This window comes from Caulobacter sp. (assembly GCF_017744445.1).
Taxonomy (GTDB): domain Bacteria; phylum Pseudomonadota; class Alphaproteobacteria; order Caulobacterales; family Caulobacteraceae; genus Caulobacter.
In genome coordinates, this window is the sequence record NZ_JAGIBH010000021.1 from 17,159 (window position 1) to 36,262 (window position 19,104).

Below are 19,104 nucleotides of genomic sequence, written 5' to 3' on the forward strand. Positions count from 1 at the left end.
TCCCCAGCCCTGCCTTGCCCTCTCAGGCCGCCGCCGGCAGCAGGCTCTGCACAGGCCAGCGCCCCAGCACCGCGCCCAGCACCTCCGGCTTGTCGACGGGGACGAAGACGCGGGGGGTGTAGGCGATGATCTCGACGAAGCAGCCGAGGTTGACGAAGACCTGACGCTGAGCGGCCGCGCCGACCACCTCCAGGCGCCAGCGGTCCATCACCCGAGCCCGCCGTAGCCACAGGCCGCCCGCCAGGGCCAAGGCTGCGCCCTCCTGCAGGACAGACCGCAGCACGAACCGCGGCTCGCCGAGGGTCTGGGCGGCGTCGCCAAGACCAAGCGCCAGCTTCAGCGGAGGAACCTGAAGCGGATCCAGCACCCGACCCAGCCACCGCCGACCGTCTGGCGCCTTGATGCGGCGCACGCTGGCCTGACGGCTGGGAAGGCTCGACCACACGGGCAGCAGCAGGCCCGTCACCAAGACGATCTCGCGGGTGATGAAAGGGTCGGCCGTGGCGAGTTCGGCGCGCCAGGCCGCGCGCCAGGTTGCCTCGTCGACGCTCTCCCAGGCCGATTCCTCGAATACCTTGAGCGGCGTGGTGGTGCGCTTTTCGGGGCGCACCAGGCGCACGGCCGGGGTCAGACGGTCGTCGTCATCGGTCGTGGTCAAGCCTTGCACCGCCAGGGCCGCGCGTCCGGACTTGCGATTGACGCAGTAGAGCAAGGCCGCCGGGTCCAGACCCGACAGCGCGTCCTCGAGGCTAAGCAGATTGCGCCGGGTGCGTAGGGAAAACCTCGCCAGCCGCGTCTCGGCCCGCGTCATGACGTCGGTGCGGATGGTCTCCTCGCCCAGCACCTCCAACTCGTCGGTGACGATGTCCTCGACGCCACGGTCCAGCGCGCCCGACGCGGCCGCCCGTTCCAAGATGCCCGCCAGGATCGCGTCGAAGGCCGCGAAGAGGGCGTTCTGATCGGCGATGCGCAGGGCCAGCAGGCGGTTCAGGAAGGTGTTCATCGGCGGCAAGTCGTCGCATGCGCGCAGATTGCCGTCGCGGTCGACGAGGCTCAGGCCGGTCTTGGTCTCGAACGCGGGCCGATCCATGGCCGTCACCTCGCCGTGGTGGAGAGCGACATAGAAGGCCTGCAAGGCGCGATAGGCGAACGGGCTTTCGAGATTGTCCTCGGCCCGGAAGAGGCCGGCGCCGGCCGTGCGCCGCTCGCCCCGCGTCAAGGCGCCCAGGCTGTCCAAGCGCCGGGCGATGGTCGACAGGAAGCGCTTTTCGCCATGGATGTCGGTCGTGACCGGCCGAAAGAGGGGCGCGCTGGCCTGGTTGGTGCGATGCGAGCGGCCCAGGCCCTGGATCGCCGCGTCGGCCCGCCAGCCGGGCTCGACCAGATAGTGGACGCGGCGCTGCTGGTTGGCCGCCGCCAGGTCGGCGTGATAGCTGCGCCCTGTACCGCCGGCGTCCGAGAACACCAGGACGCGCTTTTTGCCGGACATGAAGGCGTCGGTCTCGGCCCTGGCGGCCGAAGCCCCGCGCCGCTCGACCACCCGCCGGTCCTGGCGGCGCACGATGCGGCGGGCCCGGCCGGTAACCTCGGCGACAAGATCGGGACCGAAGGCGTCGAGCACGGCGTCCAGCACGCCCGGCGCGGCCGGCAGGCAGGCCAGCTCTGTCATCAGCTGATCGCGCAGAGCCAGGGCCTCCTGGCTGTAGATCGGACGGCCGTCCTGGACCATCGGAACAAGCGTCACCGAGCCGTCGTCGCTTTCGAAGGCGCTCATCGCCTGGACCGGAAAAGCGGCCATCACGTAGTCGAGGACCTGATCCTTGGGCGTCAGGTCGACGGCCAGATTGGTCCACTCTTCGGCCGGGATCTGCGCCAGGCGCCGTTCCATCACCGCCGCGTTGGTGCTGACGACCTGGACGATGCTGGAGCGGCCGGCGGCGAGATCGGCGCGGATCGCCGCGACCAGGCTGGGCGCCTTCAGGCCCGCGAGCAGGTGACCAAAGAAGCGAAGCTTGGCCCCTTCGAAGGCCGACATCACCGCCGAGGCCGCCTGGCCGCTGCGCGTGGCGCCATCGTCATCGACCACCCCGGTCGCCTTCAGAGCTCGGCGCAGGTTGGTGTGGATCATCTGGTAGGCATCGGCCCAGCGATCCCAGATGAGGATGTCGTCGGGCGTGAGCACGTGGGGCAGAGCCTCGTACTCGACCCCGTCGAAAGACAGGGACCGCGCGATATAGAGACCCAAGGCCTTGAGCTCGCGCGCGATCAGTTCCATGACCGCCACCCCGCCGGCCGTGACGGCTTCCAGGAAGGCTTCGCGGGTGGTGAACGGCGCCTCGGTCCCGCCCCAGAGGCCCAGCCGACCAGCATAGGCCAGGTTATCCGGTGTCGTCGCCCCGGTGGCCGAAACATAGAGCACGCGGGCATTGGGCAATCGGTTCTGCAGGGCCAGGCCCGCCTGACCTTGCAGCGACGCTTTCTTGGGACCGCGTCCGCCTTTGCCGCCGCCGGCGGCGTTGGCCATGGCGTGCGCCTCATCGAACACGATCACGCCATCGAAGTCCGCGCCGAGCCAGGCGACGACTTGATCCAGACGCGAGGGGCGCTCGCCGCGCGCCGGCTGGCGCAGGGTCGCATAGGTCGAAAAGAGGACGCCGCGCTCGAGGCTGATGGCCTCGCCTTGCTTCCAACCGCCTTGGGGAACGATGTCGTGGTCCTGGCCGCCGATCGCGCCCCAGTCGCGCCGGGCGTCCTCCAGCAGGGCGTCGTTCTTGGAGAGCCAGACCGCGCGCAAGCGCCCCTGCGCCATGTTGTCGGCGATGATCCCGGCGATCTGGCGGCCCTTGCCGCAGCCGGTGCCGTCGCCCAGGAAGAACCCGCGCCGGAAACTCACCGCGTCCGGCGCCTCGGCGCCGACGGCGAAGGCCTGATGAGCGGCCGTCCCAATCCGCCACAGGCCCGGCAAGGTCTGGGCGTGAGCCTCGCCGGCATAGACCAGGGTCTCCAGCTGGGCGTCCGACAGGCACGCGCCATCGAGCAGGCGCGTGGGCAGGACGGGGCGATAGGTCGGAACAGGGGGCGCCACCGACGCCATCGGCCCGGACTCGACCAGCGGCGAGGGATGGGACGCCGCGCCGCTGATCTCGATGCGGCCCAGGCGATAGGCCTGGTAGAGACCCACGTCATGGCCTTCGCCGCGCCAGTCGATGACGCAGTAGTCGAGGGCGCGGGTCTCGGCGAACAGCGTCAGACGCGGGCCTGGACCGGCGGCGGCGCGTTCGCGCCCGATGTAGGCGGACGGTTGGACGGGCGTGCGAAACACCCGCGGCTTGGCGCTGGCCCGGGCCGGAAGGGCGCTGGCCTGAGCGGCCGCCTGCGCCAGGTCATCGCTCGACGACAGGGGCGCGATCGGCGCGGACGCCCCGCGATCAACCACCAGAAGGCCCGTCTCCACGGATGTTCCCTGGCCGGCGAAGGCGCGGGCGGGCAGGGCGATGCGGCCGACAACCGCGCCGCGCCGGGCCAGTCCGGTCAATCTGGCCTCGGCCTCCAGCAGGCGTAGCGGGACGATCGCCACCAGCCGGCCGCCGTCGGCCAGGGTGTCGAGCGCCGCATGCAGATGAGCCTCCAGCGCCCCGAACGGCGGATTGCACACCACGACATCGAAGCCGCCCGCGCCGGAAAGGCGGTCCTTCAACTCGATCGCATCGTGTCGCGACCGCGGCGCGCTCGGGAATAGGCCATCCAGCAGCCCGGCGCGCTGGGGCGAAAGCTCGTTGAGGGTCAAGCTGGCGCCGCAGGTCTCGGCCAGCACAGCCAGGAGTCCCGTGCCGGCCGACGGCTCGAGCACCTTGTCGCCCGCGCGCACCTGGCCGGCGAGCGCGCAGAGCGCGGCGATCTGCGGTGGCGTCGAGAACTGGTCGAGGGCGACCTGCTCGTCGTCACGCCGGGTCTGGGTCGGACAGAGCCCGTCCAGGCCCGACAGCAGCGCGCAGATCTCGGCGGGCGCATCCTCCAGCCGCGCCACCTGCGCGGCCAGCCGGCGAACCTGCAGCACCAGCGCCGCCTCGCAGGCGTCATAGGCGTCACGCCAGGACCACGCCCCGGCGGCGTCATCGGCCCCAAACGCCAGGGTCATCACCGAGGAAAGCAGTTTCCGGTCGAGGCGTCGGGATCGGTTGAGATGGGGAACCAGGGCGCGGGCGGCGGCCAGCAGGTTGGCGACGGCGTCGCCGGTGTCCTCGGTGAACAGGGACAGGCGCGTTGTGGAGGCAGCGGTCATGGAACAGGGCCTTGCTCGCCTGCCGCGGGAGGCTCTTCCTCCCAGACCCGGCGGGCTCGCCCGCCTTGGTCCTTCCCCTTTGTCCTTGTGGCGCGGCGAGCGCGCAGCAGGGTTCGAGCCCCCGCCGGATGGCGGAGGCTCGCGCCGGTCAGGCCGCGATTGGCCGGCTTTCGCCTTCGCCGTCCTCGGTCTTGGCCTCACCCGGAACGCCGACGGCTGCGTCGACCTCGGCTGTCCCTGGGCCGCTCGCGCCGTCCTCGGGCGCCGCGGGGACGTCCACGCCAAGGTTGGCTTCCTGGTCGGCCATCGCCGCGGCGTCGGCGTCGTCAGAACCGGCATCGACCTCTGTCGCGGTCCAGGACAGCGCCGCCGGCGCCCAACGTCGTTCGGCGGCGGCGTCCGCGACCAGGGTCACCAGGTCATCCTTCTTCAGGCTGGCGGCGCGCTCATCCTCGACCTTCATCGCCGCCAGCATGGCCAGCAGCTGCTTTTTGGAGTGCAGGGCCAGGAACGGGCCGTCGGCGCACCAGTGGGCCGAGAGGTCGGCGTCGCAGAGGGCGGCGATCTCGACCGCCTCGGCGCGGGCGCTGCGCCGGATCATGCTGTTGCGCGGCTCGCGAAGATCGAGCGATACCGCCACCAGCTCGGCCAGCAGCGCCATCTTCTCACCGTGCGCCAGGCCGTCGATGAAGGCGATCGGCCGCTGGCCCGAGGCGAGATAGGCCTCACGCCGCGCGGCCAGGCGGTCGAGGACCTCGCCGTCGAGCGCGGGCATTGGCGGGGCGGACGCGCGACGATAGCGGACCGCTTCGACCGTCAGGGCCGACTCGCTGGCCCCGCTTGGGCCGTTCAGCGCCAGCGCCTTGAAGAGTTGGGCCACGAGCGTGGTCAGCGCCGCGCCGGGGTTGTCAGCGAGATCGCGGATCAGGCCCCGCGTGGCGATGTCGGTGCGCGTCTCGTGCAGGCGGTGACCAGCCCCGTCGCGTTCGACCACGACGCAAACCTCGGCGACGTCCGGTGGCTCGACGGGCCCGTAGCGGATGGCGATCGGCGCCGCGTCCGCAGCGTCCCCGTCGTCGGCCGCCTCACGCTCGATCGCCTCGCTCTGGAAAAAGCGCGTGTCGACGCCAAGGTCGGCGCAGGGCGACAGCAGCAAGGCTCCCAAGGCGCCGCGGGCCAGGCCGGCCGCCGCCAGGTCGCGCCGCGCGGTCACGACCGCGACCATGGCGTCGAGGGCCGCGTCGCTGTCGATCGCCAGCGCCTTCAGCCGCGCGACAGCCTCGTCGATCGCCGCGCGAGCAGCCGCCCGCGCCGTCTTCTGCGGCTCCGACAGGTCGCCATGATAGACATAGGGCAGGGTCTCGAAGCCATCGGGCGCGGCCAGGCCGCCGTCCGGTCCGATGAACAGCCGCAGATCCAGCGCCTGCAGCTTCTCGCCCAGGGCGTCGGCGCGCGCCTGCCACAGGCGTTCGAGAAGATCAGGATCATGCAGCGCGTCCGGCATCTCGCCAAACAGGTCGCTGCTCGAGCCGCCGCCGGCGGCGGCGTAGCGCGCCATGCCGACCAGGGCCACACGGGGATCCTCTACCGTGACGCGCCCCCGCTCGACCCGCGCCCGCAGCTGATAGTCCTGCAGGAGGCCGTCCAGGGCCGACTGCGCCAACTGGCCCTGCTGGGACTTGTCCTCGATCCGCGCCAGGAGCTTGACCTGCTGAAGGGTCAGGCGGCCTTTGCGGAAGGCGTCCAGCACCCTGGGGTGGACGCCGGCCAAGGCCTCCAAGCGGCGGATCTCGGTGACGTCATAGCCCAGCGCCCTGGCGATGGCGGCCGTGTCCATCCGAGCCTTGCGGAACTTGCCGATGGCCTGGATGACCGCGGCGGTGTGGACCGGGGCGCGCTCGGTGTTGGGCAGGACGAGGGCGGCGGTCTGGGCGGCCTTGCTCACCGCCACCTGGCAGGTGACGAGATGATCATCGTCGATCTCGCCGCGATCGCGCCGCAGCAGCAGCGCCATACGGCGACGACGCCCATCGAGCGCCATGAACGCCTTCTCCCCGTTCCGGCCCGGCCGGACGATCGGCATGATCAGCACGCCGGCGGCGGCCATGGTGTCGGCCAACTGCGGAATGTCGGCGTCGGCCGGCTCGTCGAACCGAAGGTTTTCCGGGGCCAGGCCCAAATCGCCCAAGCGGACCTGAACGGCTTGGCCGTCGGTGAGCCTGGAGTTGGGCGCGGTCGGGCGCGCGGCGGCGGCCTTGCCGGTGGCGGACTTGCTCATGTCGGATCTCCAGCGCCGGACCAGGCCCATCCTGGAACCCGGCGCGCCCGCGCCGACCCTTCCTTTCCCCTCCTTGTCAGCGCCGGCCGTTGAGCGCCTCGTCCCAGTCCCCAAACCCCGGCGGCGGCAAGGCGATGGTCGAGACCACCCCGCCTTCGGTCGCGGTCTGGGCCAGCCGGGCGGCGGAGGCCTCGCCATCAGGGCCGCGATCGGCGGCGATCAGAAGGGAGCGAACGCCCGGCGGAGGCCGCCAGCGGCGCAGGTTCGAGGTCGACAGCAAGGCCCAGGCCGGGCGCGAAAAGCGCCGCCCGGCGGCGGCGGCGGTGAACACCCCTTCGGCGACCAGCAGGTCCGCCGCCAAGGGATCCAGCCGCACGGCGCTGCCGGCGGGCAAGACGCCGATGGTCTTGCGCGACAGGGCCAGGTCAAAGGCCCGCCGGCCGCCGGGCGTGAGATAGGTGACCTCGACGGCGGTCAGCGCCCCATCGGCGTCGCGGACGCCGGCCAGGAGGGCCGGGCGGCGGGCGCGGCCAGGCCGATAGACCGAGATCGGCGCGGCGGGATGATGACGAAGCGCGTCGGGACCCGGCAGGGCGCAAACCATGCCGCGCCCTTGGCAATGGCGCGCCGACAAGGTGTTGGCGAGCGGGCGCGCCGCCGCCCAGAGCGCCTCGGCGGCGCGTCGGCGCATGGAAAGAGCGGCGAGATCGGCCGCCGCGGTGGAGGGCGCGGCTGGCGAAGCGCGACGTCCTGCGCCGATCAGGCCAAGGCCGCGCAGGTGGTCGCGGACCTGGCGCCAGTCGCCGTCGCCGAAAGTGTGGACGATGATCTTGCCATCACGCTCGAGCAGCGAGACGGACCGGTCGGCGCGGCTGTGACCCGGGGCGGGGATGTTGGCGCGGCGACCGCCGTCATAGAGGTCGCCGCCCAGTTGGCGGACGATGGCGCGCAGGGACATGGTCAGGACTCCTCGGCCACCTCCGGTGGCCCGTCCTCATCGCCCCTGACTTTCACTCGAGCCGGCCAATCCCCCGACGCCAGCCGTCAGCACAGCTTGCCCTGCCGTGACAGCGCCAATCTCATCCACGGCTTGGGACCGATAATATTCCCATGGCGACCTGGCCGCTCAGAGCTCGGCAAGTGCGCTGGCCAGACGCGGCAAGCGTTGTTGGATCGCACGCGTCAGGCTTGTGTGAATCCCTTCGTGGAAGCCGACCGGCATTTGAGCCAGGGCCCGCTCGCCGGCTTTGTCGGCCAGGGCGATGATCTCGTCGAAGACCGCCCGCACCAGTCGAGGCCGAAGGCCTGCTTCCCGGGCCGTTTCCACGAAATGGCGACCGTGGACGTCAAGGATCTTGTAGTGACGGTTGTCCCCGGCCGACATGGCCAGCTTGTAGGTCCGGTGCGCAATGGCCTTGGCGTCGAAGGCGGGTTGGGCGCTGAGAATGTCGTAGAACGGCGTCATGGCGAAACGCCCTCCGGTCTTCAAAAAGACGCTGAAATTCTTGGCGTGCCCATCGGTGGCGCCGATGAGCCAAAATAGAACCTGGCTTTTGAAGAACGCGGCCTGATCCTCCAGCGGGGTCTCCGAGGCCTTTAGGCGACGAAGGATGTCTACGGCGCTCGGGCCGTGCTGGTTCTGATATTTCTGGGACGGAGCAATCGATAGAACCTGGCAAAAGTCCTCTTGCGGCAGTCGCAGCAGTTGGACGCCGCGCCAGGCGCGGTCAAACCGCTCAACCACCAGCACGGTGCGGTCTCCAAACCGGACGATCTGCGTCTGGGCCACGGGGAGGCCGAAGGCTTCGATCAGTTTCAGGCAATAGTGTTCATTCTCGACGCTATTGGAGAGGTCGATCGTCCCGAAGGCCGTTGGGATCTGACCCAGCTGCGGTTTGAGGATGTGGGTGGTGGCGGTCGTGCCGGTCGGCCGCTTCCATTGCCCGTCCTGAAAGAGCAGGGCTATCTTTTCCTGCGCGCCCGCGACCGAGATCCGAAACGCCTGTTCCTGATCCAGGCCCAGGGGCGCTCGGGCCAGGTTCGCCAGGATGGACTCGATTTCGGCGTCGCTGATCGATGTTCCAGTGGCCGGCGCGGCCGCGTCGAGCACCATCCCTTCAGGAAGAAACTGGAGCGCGCCAACGCAGTCGCGACCGATCTGCTCGAGCAAGCCGTAGGCGTCGAGGCTGGCCGCGCCGGTCCGTTCGGCAATGATCCGTCGCACGTCAGGATTATCGGGCAGCAGATTATCGAACACGGCCGCCACCGGTGCGCCACGGTAGGGTGTTGGCCTCAAAGGCAACGAAAGCGAAACGGGAAAGGCCGGCGCCCAGTCGAGCCAGGTTTCATCGTAGCGAAAGCCGATCGCGCCGTTGGCCTCCTTTTCCAGGCGACCGACCAGCCGGTTGTTGATCAGCACCTGCAGCGGGGCATGGGCGCGTCGCCGGCCCATCAGAAGACATCCAAGATGTCGCCGTTCGAACCCGACCGCGGGGCGACGGTCAGGTCCGTGTCCAAGGCCCGCAGCAGGTCAAGGATAACCGCGATCTTGGCTCCGTCATGGCCACGCTCGATAATCGACACCATCTCCTGACGAGCGCCGGCCAGCTCGGCCAGGTCTGTCTGGCTGAGCCCGCGGCGCTCCCGCAGGTTTCGGATGATGGCGCCGAGCTGATCTGGCGAACGGGCGATCCAGGACACACCACAGCTCCCAAGGTCATGCGCAAAATCGCATATGGGAGAGATATGCGATTTTCGACATAAAATCAATTTATGCTGTTTCAAGCATAAAGTCGATTTATGCGATTTCCGGCGTAAGCCTTGGAGCCGCCGCCCCCCGTGCTGGGGTTCGACGGCTAGCGGCAAGATCGGGCCTGTGAAAATCGCCGCTGTCGCGCACGAAATCCTGTCGGCCGTCATTCTGCCCGCGCCCCGCGTCCAGGCCGCGATTTTGTCGACAGGGCGCGATCCTTCAGGCCGTAGAGGCTGGGCAGCAGCTTGAGCGCTCCGAACTTTTCGCGCTCGCACATGGCGCGCAGATAGCCCCCCGCCGACGAGCGGATCTCGTGATCCTTCCAGCGGGCGAGCACCGTGGCCAGGGCGATCGCCGCCCGGTTTCGACCCATGGTCTCGCGCGCCTCGCGCACGGCCGACAGATTGACGCCCATCAGCGGCGCGGCGCGGCCGACGGCCTCGACCAGATCCTCCCAGCCGGCGCCGGCCGGGTCCTCCAGGAAGTCGCCCAGTTCAGGCACGGCCTCGAGCACCAGCGATAGCGGGATCGTCTCCTCGCTGATCGCCGCCTCCACCTGGGCCAGGTCCGCTTGCGCCGGTCGTCGGAAGGATCGCGCGGCCGGTTCGACTACCTCTTTTCGAAGAGATGAATACGTTGATCCTTCAGATCCAGGCTGGCTTGTAGGTTCTTTATGGGCTCGGCTTTCAGCGCCCCTGGGCTCTGATTGATCCTTTTCCCTGGCCTTGACCCAGGCCGCATCCACCGCCGCCATCAGCGCCGAAAAATGCTGATGCAGCGCCTCAAGCTCGCCGAGGCTGGGGGTGCGCGGCAGCCGGCCCTGCGCCTGGTCGACCGCGCCCTGCCAGTCGAAGCCCTCGAACCGCCGATGGACGGCGTCGGCGCAGACCGTGCGGATCTCGCGGCGGATCTCCCCCAGCTTGCGCATCAGGGCCCGGCGCGTGGCCTGTTCCAGGCCACGCGCGGCGGCCAGATCCGCGAACTCGTCCCAGCGCACCGCCAGCGGGGCCAGGTCAAAACCAAAGCCTTCGAGAATGTGGCCCCGCTCGTCGCGATAGCCCCAGCGCTTGCCGTTGCCGCTGTCGCGCATGTGGACAAGGCCCGCGGCGATGGCCGCGCGGATCAGGCCCTGGACCACTGTTCGCGAGCGCTGCAGCTCCTCGCACAGCGCGTCGTTGGACGGCCAGGCGATCGGACGCGTGCGGCCCGTCCAGTCCTGCTCGAACGTCACGCGCACCAGGGCGCGGATCAGGCGCACGAGACCATCGCCAAGCCCCAGCCGGGGCGCGGCGCGCTCGAAACGATCGAGCAGCATGGCCTTGGAGACACCCTCCGGCAGGCCTTGGTAGGCGTCGGCCAACTTCGCGGCCGCCCATTGGGCGTCCGCTTGACGGCGCACGTCGCCTACACCGTTCGAGACGGTCTGCATTTCTGCTCCTCCTTCCAGGGAGGCCGCAGGCACACAGGTTCCCGTCGCGCGAACGCGCGTTTTTGGATTGCAGCGATGTCGGTGATTCGGTTAGAAAGAGCAGGACTTGAGAGCTCGGGCGGGACGCCAATCCCGTTCTAGCGAATGACCTGGAGAACCCGGCGCGTTCCAGCGTGCCGGGTTTTTCTATGCGCTCACGGCAGGTTTCCTTTCCGATTTGCCCCCGTCGAAATAGGTCTCGAGCGCATGCTCGAGGGCGTCCATCCGATTGGTGAAACCGCGTTCGGCCTTGATTTCATCGAGCATCTCGATGAAGCGCTTGCCAACCATGCCGTTCAGCTGCGCCTTGCCGGCCGCGCGAGCGTCGGCGCGGAGGCGCTTTTGGTATTCGGCCTGGTATTCAAGCTGATGGGCGGATTTCATGGCGTCGGCGATAAGATCGCGATTCCAGCCCGCCAACTAATAAAGGCGGCGGTGGAAACACCCGCCTCGGGCGAATATAGCCCCTTGATCTAGATGGGAATCGCCCGGCTCGAGGTTGCTTTTCCAATTCAACGCGATGGCGGGTCTTCGGGCGGCAGGATCAGGTCCCGATCGATCAGCACCCGGACAAGCTGCCCCGGCGCGATCACCAGGGTGGGCGCGCGTTGCAGATCGCGTTCGACAAGGCGCTGGCCCGTCTGGCTGGCGGCGCTGGCCACCCCGCCGGCCGCGTCCTGCAGCACTACGCGATCGTCGCGGCGTCCGGCGCTGTTTTGCGCCGCCGCGCCGCCGATCGAGATCAGGGTCGACAGACCAATGGCGCGGGCCAAGCGCGGCAGATGGTTGTCGACCTTGCCGGTCAGGCCGCTCATCCCGGCCGCGTCGAGACCGACCATGGCGCCGAGATCCACGCTGCGGCCTGACGGGAAGACCATCTGCGTCCAGACCACCAGCACCCGCTGCTGGCCGTAGCCCACCTGGCTGTCGTAACGCCCGATCAGGCGCGCGCCTTGCGGGATCAGCACCCGCGACCCGGTGCGATGGTCGAACACCGGCGCGGTGACCTGGGCGATGACGGGACCGGGGAGATCGGAATTGATGCCGGTGATCAGGGCCGCCGAGATCAAGGCCCCGGCCTTGATCTCCCAAGGCGACAGCGGAGGGCGTGGCAGGATCGCCGTCGTGGGCCCACGCGCGCCCGCCGCCGCGATGAACCGCTCCTGGGCCGACAAGGCCGGCGCGGCGCTGGGCGCGGCGGGGCCCCAGCCTGCGGGACCGGCGCTCGCCGCCGGCGGCGAAGGCGTTGGCGCAGCGCCCGCCCCGCCAAAGAACGGACCCGATCCTCGCGCGGCCAGGCCTTCTTGGCGCGCCGCCTGGACCTCGGCCGAAGGTCCCGGCGCGGGCGAGGACGACGACGGTGGCGGCGCGGGCGAGGGGCGCGAGCCGCCGCCCCCCTCGGGCGGCGGCAGTTCCGCGGTGCCGGGCGCGGCCCCCGGATCGTCGTAGCGGGCTGGCAGGCGCGTCTCCAGGGCGACGGGCGGCTCGCCGGGCTCGGACGTTGCGACCGCTTCGGGCTTTTCGCGGGCCCGGTCATCAAAGCCGATGATGAAGGCCGCGCCGATCAGCAGGATGACCCCGCCGGCGATCGCCCCGACCACCACCGGCCGATAGCGGGTGATGCGGCGCGGCGGGGTCATCAGCACCGGCTCGGGCGGCGGCTTGGCGGGTCTTGTGTCGGTCGCCGCCTCGCTCATGAGCGCGCGCCCCGCCGGGTGATGCGCACCACGACGGGCTTCTTGTCGCCCAGCCGCAGTTCGGCCCGCTCGATCAGGCGATCGACGACGAGATAGCGGCCCGCCAGGCGCGGGATGACCAGTTGCACCTGATCATCGTCGTCGAGGAGGAAGAGCGGCGGCGCCTCGCGCACCGCCAGGTCCGGCGGAAACTCGACATAGGTCTTGGCCCCGTCGTTGAACACCCGGACCGGCTGCCAGGGCGGCGGCCGGCCCTTGGTGGTGCGCACCGCGTAACCGAAATCCAGCCGCTCGACCGGGACCGCGGGCGTGAGGACCTGGGCCTGCGGGCTGGCGGCCGAGGCGGCGGCCGCCGTCCGAGCGCGGGCCTCCTCCTGGGGATAGGTCCAGGCCAGCACGCTGGTATAGGGCCCTGCCGCGCTGGAGACGGCGTCGATCAGATAGGTGCGCTGGTCGGTCGTCAGCACGATGTTGGTGCGCAGGTTCGGGCGCGTTGGCTTGACCAGGATGATGACTTGCAGCGCTTCGCCCGCGCCGGCCTCGGTCTCGCCCAGCACCCACCGGACGGTATCCCCAGCCGCCTTGGAGATCAGCTTCTCGCCGGGCCGAAGGGTTATGGTGGTCAGAAACAGCGGCCGGGTGTGGAGATCGTAGATCCGGCCCGGCTCGTAGGGGTGGTAGAGCGTGGAGTTGACGAACGCGCCGCTGGCGGGCCCATCACGCGCCTCGCGGTTGGCGCGGCTGAGCTGGGCCAGCGGAGTGCTCGCGCGCGACCGCGCGTAGCGCGCGATCTTGGGCCGGGGCGATTGCGCCGGGGCCGACATCGCGCTCGGCGCGGGCGGCGATGAGGGACGAGCGGCGAAGCGCAGGGGCAAGGCCAAAGGGCGCGCGGGCGGCGGGGCGGTCTTGGCGGCGACGGGGTCGGGCGGCGAGGCCGCCAAGCTCGGCGTGGCCTGCAACAGCGCGGTCGCGAGCCCGGCGGCCAGCAGGATCGGCGCAAGCGATCGCGTCTTCATAGTTCGCGGCTCCATTGAAAGCTGGTGATCTCCAGGCCGCGCGGATTGGCCAGCAGCTGGGCCTCGTTGGAGGGTTTGCGCGGCGTCAGGGTAAAGAGCCCTGTCCAGCGCTGCGCCGGCGCGGCCACGCCTTGCAGATAGGTCGTCTCGCGCCATTGGACCTGGAAGGTGGTCGGGGAGGCCTGCAGGACCGACACGATCTCGACGGCGATGGCTTCCTGGCCCAAGCGCGCGGCCGGATCATGATCCTGGCCGTACTGCACGAGCTGGACGCGCGCGGCCTTGCCGGTCATGGCCAGGCCCCGCTCCCAGGCCCCGCGCAGCACCACCGGATCGGTGCTCTTGGCGCGAACAGCCTGGACAAAATCGGCCGTGAACGCGGCCATGATCGCCTGGTCGGGCCGGTAGGCCCGATCGGCCAGTTCGATGCGGCCGGGCCGATTGTAGCGATCGAGCGGCACGACATAGGTCGCGATCGGATGCGTAAGCTGGACATAGATGAAGGCGCCGGTGCTGAGGCTGGCCAGGGCCAGGCACAAAAACGCCATCAGTCGCCAGTTGCGGGCCTGGGCCAGCTTGGCGCCGTCCCGATCGTCGTGGACCTGAGCGGCGCGGTGATAGGGCGTCTCGGTCGGGGTCGAGGCGCCGTAGCGGTCCTCGGGTCGCGAGAAGGCGTTCGGCATCGGGATCTCGATCATCAGTTGGGATTGACGGGCGGATCGACGGCCCAGACGTCCGGCTGAGCCGGCGGGTTGGTGGGCGCTTCGCTTGCGGGCGGGCCGGGAGACGGCGCGGGGCTCGCTGGCGGCGGGGGCGGCGCCTGGTAGGTGCTGCGCGCCTGGCGCACGACGGCCGCCGATCCCGCGCCGCGTTTGGCCGCCGATGCCGCGGCGTCGCCGGACGCACCACTTCCAGACGGACTGCCACCAGACGGACCGCCACCGCCCGACGCGCCGCCCTGGCCGCCCGTCGACCCGCCCCGGCCGCTTGGCAACCGCGCCGCGGCCGAGGATGAGGCGGCCGAGCCGGCCGCGCCCGCGCCCAGCGCCCAACGGCCCGCCAGGGCCAGACCGCCGACGGTCGCGGCCAGGCCGATGGCGCCGGCCGCGGCCGAACCGGCGCTGAGCTGAGGACCGCCCGTGATCTGCGCGGCGGCGAGGGCCGGGATCTTCAGCGCCAGCATTACGATCATCAACGCCGCCAGCAGCAGGCCGCACGACTCCTCCCAGGCCGGCTCGGGCGAGACGGTGTAGCTGGCGAAGATCTGCTCGCCGATCGAGACCACCAGGGCCAGGGCCATGATCTTGGCCCCGACCGAGACGACGTAGCCGATCGCCCGTTCGGACATGAAGGCGGTCTGGGTGAGGATCCCGAACGGTACGGTGACGAAGCCGATCAGGGTGACGATGTAGAACTCGACGATGGTGACGGCGATCTCGATGCCCAGCACCAGATAGGCCAGGATGATGCCGATGGCCGCCAGGCCGGTGACCAGGATCGCATCGATATGGCTGAAGAAGCCGGTGCCCATGCCCTCACTGGCGACCCGGCCGATGTACTTCAGCAGATCAAAGGCGACCCCGAGCCCATCCTGCACCACCCGCGAGGGCGCCATCAGGTCGGCGACGCCCAGGTTGCCGCCGCCAGCCTTCAGACCCAGGGCCGCAAAGCCGTTGACGACGGTGAGGGTCAGGGCGTGCCAGCCACTGATCAGCCAGGCAAAGAAGCCAAACAGCAGGATCTTGCGGATCAGGGCGGCCGGCACGTTCTGATGCTCGTCGAGCGCCCAGAGCAGGGCCGACAGGCCCAGGCTGATGACCATCAAGGTCCCGAACACCGCCTGCACATCGCCCTGCACCAAGCCAAAGCCGGTGCCGACCTGGGCGGTGTAGCGGTTGAGCAGCTCATCGATGGCGGCGGGCGAGGCGGTCGACATGGCGGCCTCAGAAACGGTCGCGCGGTGCCGGTCGCGGCGTCTTAGTGACCACCGAAAGACGCTCGCGATCCGCAGCCGCTTTGTCGAGCAACGCTTGCATCTCGGCCGCGCAAGCGCGCGTTTGGGCCTGACGGGCACGCCACTCGGCTTCGGTGCACCGACTTCGCTCAGGCCTGGGATCCAGCTTGGGCGAGCAGCCCGTAACCGCTAGCAAAATGCCTGTCAGAACTGCCCGGCGCGTCATTGGAAACCGTCTCTCGGCATGGGACGAGACGTGCGGGTCACGACCGACATCCTTTGACGATCGGCCTCGGCCTTGACCGCGAGCGCGCGCTTTTCCGCCTCAAAGGTCTGGACCTGCCGCGCCTGGCTGATCAGCAGGGTCTGCAGCTGGGTCAGTTGGACCGAGAGCGCGGCCAGCAGCTGGTTGGTGGCCTGGACAGCGGCGGTCTGCCCCTGGGCGGCCTGGGAGGCGCTGACCGCGCCGCTCACCGCCCCGGCCGTCTGGCCCTGCGCCTGGACGATCTGGCTTTGGACCTGCATCGCCTCCTGCAGGGTCTGGCGGCTGGCCTGGTTCCAGGCCGCGAGCTTGTCGGCCAGGGCCGCGGGCGAAAGGCCCGCCAGATCGGCGGGATAGAGGGCGGCGAAATCCCGTGACAGGTCGGCGGCGTTGTAGCCCAGACCCTGGGATTGCCGCATCAGGCCCGTGGCCTGGCTGGCGATGTCGCGCAATGGGCCGGTGACGTCGACGCCCAGGCTCTGGAGCATGCGCTCGGAATTGGCCAGCTGCGCCTGAAGCGTCTGGATCTGCTGCAGGCCTTGGCTGACCTGCTTGAGCATCTGGGTCACGGCGGCCGGATCATAGACCGTGACCTGGGTCCAGGCCGGCGTGGCCAGGCCGAGCAAGACCATCGGCGTGGCGGCCAGGGCCGCGCGGCGCGACAAAGTCATGAGACAGGCTCCTTGGGAACAAGCGGGTCGTGCGAAGGGGGCGGCGCAAGCGGCGGCAGCCGTCTCGCGACCATCCGCGCGACGCCCAGGCCAACCGCGAGCCAGACCAGTCCGGCCAGGAGGATCGGCGGACTGACCAGGATTTGCGCGCCGGCGATGGCCAGGGCCGCGCCTGGAAACAGCGCGAACACCAGGGCCAGACGTCGCCGCCGCCGGCTGGCCAGCCAGGACGAGGCGCGCGCGGCGGCGTTGCGGCCAGGGTCAGGCCGCATCGCGCGTCTCCGCCAGGAAATCGGCGACCTCGGGCAATCCCTTGGCCCGGTAGAAGGCCGCGGCAAAGCCCTCCGCCCCGTGCTGCGCCAAGAGCCCGTCGATCATCGCCTGGTCGCCGGGCGAAGCCGAGGCCACCGCCGCCAGCGCCACCGGCCCCAGGCCCAGCTCGAACAGGCGATTGCCCGCCGCGCTTTGATAGTAGTATTCGCGCTTGGCCTGGGCCCCGGCGATGATCGCCACCTGCTGGCTGTTGAGACCAAAGGCGCCATAGGCGCGCGCCAGCTCCGGCGAGCGCGCGTCCGGATTGGGCAGGAAGATCCGGGTCGGGCAGGCCTCGAGAACCGCGCCGGCGATCGGCGAGTCCAAGACCGTCTTCAGGCTGGGGGTGGTAAACAGCACCGCGACGTTCTTTTTGCGCAGGGTCAGCAGCCATTCGCGGATCTTGCCGGCGAAGGCGGTCGATTCCAGCAGCAGCCAGGCCTCGTCGAGCACCAGCAAGGTCGGCCGACCGTCGAAGTCGCGCGCCAGGAGATGGAAGAGGTAGGTGAGCACGGGACCCGCGGCCGTGCGGCTGGCCATCAGTTCGCCCATCTCGAAGGCCTGCCAGTCGGCCCTGGCCAAGTCGGCGCCCGACGCGTCGAGCAGCCGGCCATGCGGGCCGGCCAGCGTGAAGGGCGCCAAGGCCGCCTTCAGCGCGCGATCCTGCAGGGTCGCGGCCAAGAGGGTGAGGGTGCGCTGGCTTCGCGGCGCGGCCGACAGGCTTTGCAGGGCGGTCCAGACCGCCTCGCGCACGGGGGGATCCAGGGTCACGCCCCCCGAGATCAGCAGGTCCTCGACCCAGCCCTGCGCCCAGGCCCGCTCATCGGCGTCGTCGATGTCGGCCAACGGCTGGAAGGCCAGGGCCCGGCCGCCGGAAAGGTCGTGGAACGCCCCGCCGACCAGCAGCGTGGCGGCGCGCGCGCTCGCGCCCTTGTCGAAGATGCGCACCTGCGCCCGCGGGTAGCGCAGCCATTGCAGCGCCAGGGTCAGCAGGCACACCGATTTGCCCGCGCCGGTCGGGCCGGCCAGGAAGGTGTGGCCGACATCGCCCTGATGCAGGTCGAGGCGGAACGGGGTGGTGGCCCCGGTCAGGGCGTGCATCAGCGGCGGCTGGACGCCGGCCGCCCCGCCCTTGGCGCACTCGGCCGTCAGGTGGGCGTTGCGATCGGGCCCAGGCCAGATCGCCGAGAGCGGCAGCATGTCGCAAAGATTAAGCGTGCTGACGAGCGGGCGGCGCACGTCCGCATAGGCCTGCCCCGGGAGACTGCCCAGCCAGGCCTCGACGGCGTTGAGGTCTTCGACCTTGGCCACGAAGCCGGCCCGGTTGATCGCCGCCTCGACCTGGCGCACCTGCCCGGCCAGGACGTCGGGATCGGGGTCCATCAACGTCACCGTCGGGGTGAAATAGCCCATGGCCGCGGCGTCCTCGCCTAGCAGGGCCAGGGCCGCGTCGGCGTCCTGGGCCTTGTGGACGGCGTCGGGATCCTCCAGCACCGACGGTTCCTTGGTGATCGCCTCCTTGAGCACGGCCAGCACGCCCTTGCGCTTGGAGAACCAGCGCTTGCGCAGGGTGGTCACGGCCCGGCGGGCGTCCTCGCGATCGAGGGGCAGGTAGCGGCTGACCCAGCGGTAGGACAGTCCCAGGGCGTTGAGCTGGTCGAGGATCCCCGGCGAGGAGGCGGCCGGGAAGGCGCGGATCGACAGGGTGCGCAGATAGTGACCGCCCAGGCGCGGATAGAGCCCGCCCTGAAGGTCATCGTCGGTCAGCAAGGCGTCGAGATAGGCCGGCGTCGGCGGCGGCGCGACCGGATGGGCCTTGGTGGAGATGCAGGCGTGCAGATAGGTCAGGGTTTCGGCGTCGTCGAGGGGGCCCACCCTTGGCAGCACCGCCGCCAGGATGTCGCCCAGTCCCGCGACCGTGGCCTTGAACTCCTCGAAGGCGGCCCTGTAGAGCGCCTGGTCGCCCTGGCCGCCGGGCAGGTTCTCGACCAGCAGGCTGCGGGCCTTGCCCACCGCGCTCTGCGGCGGGAGATAGGTGAGGGTGAGATAGAAACGGCTTTCGAAATGAACACCCTCGGCCTCGAAGTCGAGACGACGCTCCTCATCGATCAGATGGCTGACCGGGTCGGGAAAGCGGGCCGGCGGATAGGCCCGCGACGGGCGACGGACGGCCTCGACGTGGAGGCACCAGCGCGAGCCGAGCCGGCGCAGAGCGTTGTTGAGCTGGGCGCGGGCGGCGACCAGGCCGATATCGGTGGCGCTGGCCAGGTCCGGTCCTCGGAACGCCAGGGTCTGCTGGAAGGCGCCGTCCTTGTTCAGCACCACGCCCGGCGCGATCAGCATCGCCCACGGCAGATGGTCGAAGAGGCGTTGGGACCGGCGACGGTATTCGCCCAGATAGAGCATGACCGG

14 protein-coding genes are annotated in these 19,104 nt (G+C 70.1%); 1 reads left to right on the forward strand and 13 read right to left on the reverse strand.

Going from position 1 to position 19,104, the window contains the following annotated elements; genetic code table 11:
• Nucleotides 1-22: 22 nt before the first annotated feature.
• From J7528_RS21975 to repC, 6 genes are all read right to left on the reverse strand, one after another.
• A complete protein-coding gene (locus J7528_RS21975) occupies nucleotides 23-4,282 on the reverse strand; it encodes a bifunctional class I SAM-dependent methyltransferase/DEAD/DEAH box helicase (protein WP_291878993.1) in 4,260 nt (1,419 codons plus the stop codon).
• A gap of 148 nt (nucleotides 4,283-4,430) precedes the next feature.
• On the reverse strand, nucleotides 4,431-6,560 hold the full coding sequence (locus J7528_RS21980; RefSeq protein ID WP_291878995.1) for a chromosome partitioning protein ParB: 2,130 nt from the start codon (nucleotides 6,558-6,560) through the stop codon (nucleotides 4,431-4,433).
• A 76-nt stretch (nucleotides 6,561-6,636) separates the two neighbouring features.
• A complete protein-coding gene (locus J7528_RS21985; protein WP_291878996.1) occupies nucleotides 6,637-7,518 on the reverse strand; it encodes a toprim domain-containing protein in 882 nt (293 codons plus the stop codon).
• 168 nt (nucleotides 7,519-7,686) lie between these two features.
• Nucleotides 7,687-9,012 carry a type II toxin-antitoxin system HipA family toxin gene (locus J7528_RS21990; RefSeq protein ID WP_291878998.1) on the reverse strand — a complete coding sequence of 442 codons (1,326 nt, stop codon included), beginning with the start codon at nucleotides 9,010-9,012 and terminating at the stop codon, nucleotides 7,687-7,689.
• The gene (locus tag J7528_RS21995) at nucleotides 9,012-9,260 is read right to left on the reverse strand and encodes a helix-turn-helix transcriptional regulator (RefSeq protein ID WP_291879001.1); all 249 of its coding nucleotides are present in this window, start codon (nucleotides 9,258-9,260) and stop codon (nucleotides 9,012-9,014) included. Before J7528_RS21995 ends, J7528_RS21990 begins: the two co-directional genes overlap by 1 nt.
• A 215-nt stretch (nucleotides 9,261-9,475) precedes the next feature.
• Nucleotides 9,476-10,741 (reverse strand): plasmid replication protein RepC, encoded by a 1,266-nt coding sequence (repC, locus tag J7528_RS22000; RefSeq protein ID WP_291879004.1) that lies wholly within the window; start codon nucleotides 10,739-10,741, stop codon nucleotides 9,476-9,478.
• Between the two features lie 246 nt (nucleotides 10,742-10,987).
• Here repC and J7528_RS22005 point away from each other — a divergent pair, with 246 nt between their 5' ends.
• Nucleotides 10,988-11,257: a hypothetical protein gene (locus J7528_RS22005; RefSeq protein ID WP_291879008.1), complete on the forward strand. Its 270-nt coding sequence runs from the start codon at nucleotides 10,988-10,990 to the stop codon at nucleotides 11,255-11,257.
• 35 nt (nucleotides 11,258-11,292) lie between these two features.
• On the opposite strand, the gene J7528_RS22010 is transcribed toward J7528_RS22005, so the two are convergent.
• From J7528_RS22010 to trbE, 7 genes are all read right to left on the reverse strand, one after another.
• Nucleotides 11,293-12,477 carry a TrbI/VirB10 family protein gene (locus J7528_RS22010; RefSeq protein ID WP_291879011.1) on the reverse strand — a complete coding sequence of 395 codons (1,185 nt, stop codon included), beginning with the start codon at nucleotides 12,475-12,477 and terminating at the stop codon, nucleotides 11,293-11,295.
• Nucleotides 12,474-13,493 carry a TrbG/VirB9 family P-type conjugative transfer protein gene (locus J7528_RS22015; protein ID WP_291879014.1) on the reverse strand — a complete coding sequence of 340 codons (1,020 nt, stop codon included), beginning with the start codon at nucleotides 13,491-13,493 and terminating at the stop codon, nucleotides 12,474-12,476. Before J7528_RS22015 ends, J7528_RS22010 begins: the two co-directional genes overlap by 4 nt.
• Nucleotides 13,490-14,191: a conjugal transfer protein TrbF gene (gene trbF / locus J7528_RS22020; RefSeq protein ID WP_291879016.1), complete on the reverse strand. Its 702-nt coding sequence runs from the start codon at nucleotides 14,189-14,191 to the stop codon at nucleotides 13,490-13,492. The genes J7528_RS22015 and trbF overlap by 4 nt, the downstream gene beginning before the upstream one ends.
• Nucleotides 14,191-15,429 carry a P-type conjugative transfer protein TrbL gene (gene trbL, locus J7528_RS22025; RefSeq protein WP_291879018.1) on the reverse strand — a complete coding sequence of 413 codons (1,239 nt, stop codon included), beginning with the start codon at nucleotides 15,427-15,429 and terminating at the stop codon, nucleotides 14,191-14,193. Before trbL ends, trbF begins: the two co-directional genes overlap by 1 nt.
• Before the next feature lie 240 nt (nucleotides 15,430-15,669).
• The gene (locus tag J7528_RS22030) at nucleotides 15,670-16,380 is read right to left on the reverse strand and encodes a conjugal transfer protein TrbJ (protein ID WP_291879020.1); all 711 of its coding nucleotides are present in this window, start codon (nucleotides 16,378-16,380) and stop codon (nucleotides 15,670-15,672) included.
• Entirely contained in the window at nucleotides 16,377-16,652 is a 276-nt protein-coding gene (locus J7528_RS22035; RefSeq protein ID WP_291879022.1) for a hypothetical protein, read from the reverse strand. Before J7528_RS22035 ends, J7528_RS22030 begins: the two co-directional genes overlap by 4 nt.
• On the reverse strand, nucleotides 16,642-19,098 hold the full coding sequence (gene trbE / locus J7528_RS22040) for a conjugal transfer protein TrbE (RefSeq protein WP_291879024.1): 2,457 nt from the start codon (nucleotides 19,096-19,098) through the stop codon (nucleotides 16,642-16,644). Before trbE ends, J7528_RS22035 begins: the two co-directional genes overlap by 11 nt.
• Nucleotides 19,099-19,104 lie beyond the last annotated feature (6 nt).